The sequence below is a fragment of the Mycobacterium sp. E1715 genome, from assembly GCF_001667625.1.
Classification (GTDB): domain Bacteria; phylum Actinomycetota; class Actinomycetes; order Mycobacteriales; family Mycobacteriaceae; genus Mycobacterium.
Genome location: NZ_LZJJ01000489.1, coordinates 1 through 3,847 on the forward strand (window position 1 = coordinate 1; position 3,847 = coordinate 3,847).

Annotated in this window: 4 protein-coding genes; 1 reads left to right on the forward strand and 3 read right to left on the reverse strand. The window is 68.2% G+C overall.

Annotated elements, in window-relative coordinates:
• The 3 genes from A9X03_RS24265 to A9X03_RS24275 all read right to left on the reverse strand — a co-directional run.
• Nucleotides 1-991, reverse strand: a 991-nt coding sequence (locus A9X03_RS24265) for a serine/threonine-protein kinase (protein WP_231975454.1), incomplete at its 3' end; no start/stop codon positions are given.
• Nucleotides 992-1,123: 132 nt separating this feature from the next.
• Nucleotides 1,124-2,941, reverse strand: a complete 1,818-nt coding sequence (locus A9X03_RS24270) for an alpha/beta fold hydrolase (RefSeq protein ID WP_068263366.1) — start codon at nucleotides 2,939-2,941, stop codon at nucleotides 1,124-1,126.
• Nucleotides 2,938-3,561, reverse strand: a complete 624-nt coding sequence (locus A9X03_RS24275) for a TetR/AcrR family transcriptional regulator (protein WP_068263369.1) — start codon at nucleotides 3,559-3,561, stop codon at nucleotides 2,938-2,940. Before A9X03_RS24275 ends, A9X03_RS24270 begins: the two co-directional genes overlap by 4 nt.
• 52 nt (nucleotides 3,562-3,613) lie before the next feature.
• Here A9X03_RS24275 and A9X03_RS24280 point away from each other — a divergent pair.
• Nucleotides 3,614-3,847 (forward strand): polysaccharide deacetylase family protein (locus tag A9X03_RS24280; protein WP_156746659.1); only part of this gene is annotated, 234 nt, incomplete at its 3' end.

The following is a 3,847-nucleotide window of genomic DNA, read 5'->3' on the forward strand; positions in this document are numbered from 1 at the left end:
GCGGTGGCGCCGAGAACGGCGGATCGATCGCCAGCAGGAGGAGTGCCAACAGGAAGGCCGCCGCGATCGCCGCGATCCACCACTTGCGCCGCGGACTGTCCGGCTCCAGCCGCGCGGGCGTGTAGGTCAGCACGGCCGGCGGCGGGGCTTCCATCACGCGGGTGCCGGTGGGCATCACCGGCGGCGGGGCGCCGACCAGCGCGGCCCGCATGGCACCCGCCTGGTCGAACCGCCAGGCGGGGTCGCGGGCCATCGCGCGCTCGATCGCGGCGGCGAGCGGCGGGGGCACGTCCGGACGCAGCGTGGCCAGCGGCGGCGGCGACTCCTGCAGGATCGCGCGCGCCAGCGCGCCCAGGTCCTCCTGCGGGAACGGCCGCCGCCCCGTCAGCGCCTCGTAACCCACCACGCCGACGGAGTACAGGTCGTCGAGCACCGTGGCCGGCTTGGACGTCAGCCGCTCGGGGCTCAGGTAGGCCATGCTGCCGACGACCTCGCCCGCCCTGGTGTAGGCGGCGCCGGAGGTCTTGGCGATGCCGAAGTCGGCGAGCTTGGGTTCCCCCGCGGCGGTGAACAGGATGTTGCCGGGCTTGACGTCGCGGTGCAGGATGCCGGCCTGATGCGCTTCGGCAAGGGCGTCCAGGACACCGTCGAGGACGGCGTGCACGAAGGGCACCGGCAGCGGCCCGCGGGCGATGTGGTCGGCCAGCGTCACTCCCGGTAGCCGCTCCATGACGATGAACGGCAACCCGTAGTGCTCGCCGACGTCGTGCACCACCACGACGTGCCTCCCGGTCAGCCGCGCGGCGACGCGCGCCTCGGTGTCGAACCGCGAACGGTTGTCCGGCCGGTCGGCCACCCCGGGGTAGAGCAGCTTGATGGCGACGGGGCGGTTGAGCTTCCGGTCCCACCCCTCGCGCACCTCGGCCATCGCACCACGGCCCAGGACGCCACGCAGCTCGTACCGGCCGTCGCCAAGGAGACCGCCTGGCACCAGGAGCACTCCGTTACTGCCCTGGCCGCGGTAGGACTGAGTTCCTTGGAGGTCCGTGTCGATCTCCTGTCGGAAAGCTGACTGCCCTGCTGGTTCCGGATAACCACAGAATCGGGAATCGAAACCCGCTGCTCAACAGGCGTTCAACAAGGGTTTCTGGGCCACCCCCGCAAACTCCCCGACGAAGCCGTTCCCCAGCCACCACCTGGGCTCGGTGTGCTCGAAGATCTCCTCACCCAGGGCGCGATCGCGCACCGACTTCTTGACGGGAAACGGATTCATCCCCGACTTGTATTCGACCCCGACCATGGCGGGGGCGTCCGGCCGGCCTCGCCGGGGCAGTAGCTCGAACCCGGCCTGCTCGAGCACCGCGTTCAATTCGGCGGGGCGGGGGAATCGCCGAAAGTCATGGTTCGGCTTGTGCAGACCGAACACGAACAACGGCCCGACCGTCACGAAACACAGCCACGTGCACACGTTGCGATCGGGCGCGACATAGAACATCCGGCCGCCCGGCCTCAGCGCGCGAAACACGCTGTCCATCAAGCGGCGGTGCTCGGTGCAGTGGTCGAGCACCCCATGCAGGTAAACCAGGTCGAATCGATCGGCCCCCAACACCTCCGGGTCACGCGCGTCGCCGACGACGAAGCTCACCCCCGCCTTGCCGGCAAAACGCTTGCGGGCCGCGTCGATCGACTTGTAGTCGACGTCGATGCCCACGATGTCCCACTCGCTTAGTCGCGGATCGCGGTTGAGCAATCCCTCGATAGCCCCGCCGCCGCCGCAACCGACCACCGCCATCCTCGGGCCCTCTACCGCAGGAAGATAGTCGCGCAGGAAGTCCCATGCGGCGTAGTCGATTTCGCCGACGAGGTCCGCGGTGAAGCGCCACTGCTCGCTGACCTCGGCATTGGAGAAGTAGCGCACCCCGCGCTCGATCGTGCCGTTGCTGATCCGCATCAGCGCGCGATCGATCAGCGAATAGTGGTACTCGGGCTCGCCTTTCGTATCGTTGGCCCGTTCGCGATCGAGGAACTCGAAGTAGCGCCGCTCCTCGGGCTCGATGGGCGGCTCCCACGACTGCGCGTGCCCGAGCACGCGTTCCCGGATCCACGAGTCGATCACCCGGCTGTAGACGACCGTGTCGAACAGCATCAGCTGATGCCCGCCGCCGGGCATCATGAAGAAGTCCTTGGTACCGCCGATCCGCTCGAAGCATGCCCGGCAGTGCTCGGCGCCGACGATCTCGTCGTGCTCCCCGCAGGTGATGAGGACGGGTTTCGTGTTGGCGGCGGCGGGTTTTGGCGGGACGTAGTTGAACACCGAGTGGTAGCTCTTGAGCCCGTACCGCCAGACGTAGAACGGGTCCTTCCTCTTGGTGTCGAGCAGCCCGGGGTCTTCCTGGTAGGCGGCCTCGAAGTCGATGACGCGTCTTAATGGGACCCGCAGCCGATCGCCGAACGTCTTGGCCGCCCACTTCGCCGGGCGCGACCGGAACAATCGGATCGCCGGGCTCATCGGCGCCTCGTGGTTCAACAGGATGTTCATGCACACGCCGGCCGTCACGGCCGGGCACGCGTCGAGCGCGTGGAACGCGACTTCCCCGCCCTGGCTGGCGCCGTGCAGGACGACCGGGAGGGACGTGCGCCGCGCCGCGTAATCGGTTACCGCCCTGGTGTCTTCGAGGAAGTCCTCGAAGCTGAACACGCCCGGCTCCCCCTCGGTGCGGCCATGCCCGGTCAGGTCGAACGAATAGACGGCCGCCGGAAAGTTCCGGCGCATGTGCTCGGCGAACGCGTCGTAGCTCTCGCTGTTGCCGGCGGTGCCGTGCACCAGCACCAACACGTAGTCGGCGGTGGGGTTGTCGTAGCGGCGCACGAAGATTCGTTTGCCGCCGGATCCGGTCACCGCGTCTTCGACCATCGGTTGATCGGTGAGGTTCGGGGTCATCGCCTGGGTTCCAATCCTTCGGTGATGCGGGCCGCGAGCAGTTGGGCGAACACGTCGAAGTCGCGACGGAAGGCCGAGGTGTCGGAAACGAACGGCCGCTGCATCGACATGCCCAGCAGCACGGTTTCGAAGAGGCGCACCGACTCGTCGATCAAGCGCTGCGGCACGTCGTCACCGGCGATGCGGCGCAGCGCCTCGCCGAGCTGCCGGCGTTGGGTATCGCGATAGTCGACATACGCGACCCGCAGGAACTCGTTGTGGTTGGCCGCCGCGGCGAACTCGACCATGAACGTGACCGCGTCGATGTTGTCGATGAACAAGGCGTACATCAGCCCGGCCGCCTCGGTCAGGCCCTCGCGCACCGACAGCTGCCCCGGCAGCCGCGTCGCCGCCGTGGCGAACATGCGCTTGGCCATGTCGTCGATCGCCGCCTGGAAGAGCTTTTCCTTGGTCTCGAAGTGATAGTGCAGCAGCGTCTGCGAGACGCCGGCCCTCGTCGAGATCAGCTTCATCGAGGACTTCTCGTAGCCGTACGCGCAGAAGCACTGGATCGTCGTCTGCAGGATCCGCTGCCGGGCGTCACCGGCAGGCACCTCGGACTTCGAAACCGCCGCGGTCATCCGCCCACGATACTGTCTGATCGATCAGTCAGGCAAGGTACGCTGGGGAGTGATGCGCCCGAAAATCACCCTGACCTTTGACAACGGCCCGACACCCGGCGTCACGGACCGGGTTCTCGACGCCCTCGCCCAGCGGCAGGCGTCCGCCGTCTTCTTCGTCGTCGGCGAGAACGTCCGCTCGCCGGCGGGGCGCCGGCTGCTGGAGCGGGCGGTGCGCGAGGGGCACCGGATCGGCAATCACTCCCTCACCCACGGCCGGCCCCTCGGCGAGCTCTCCGCGGCGGAG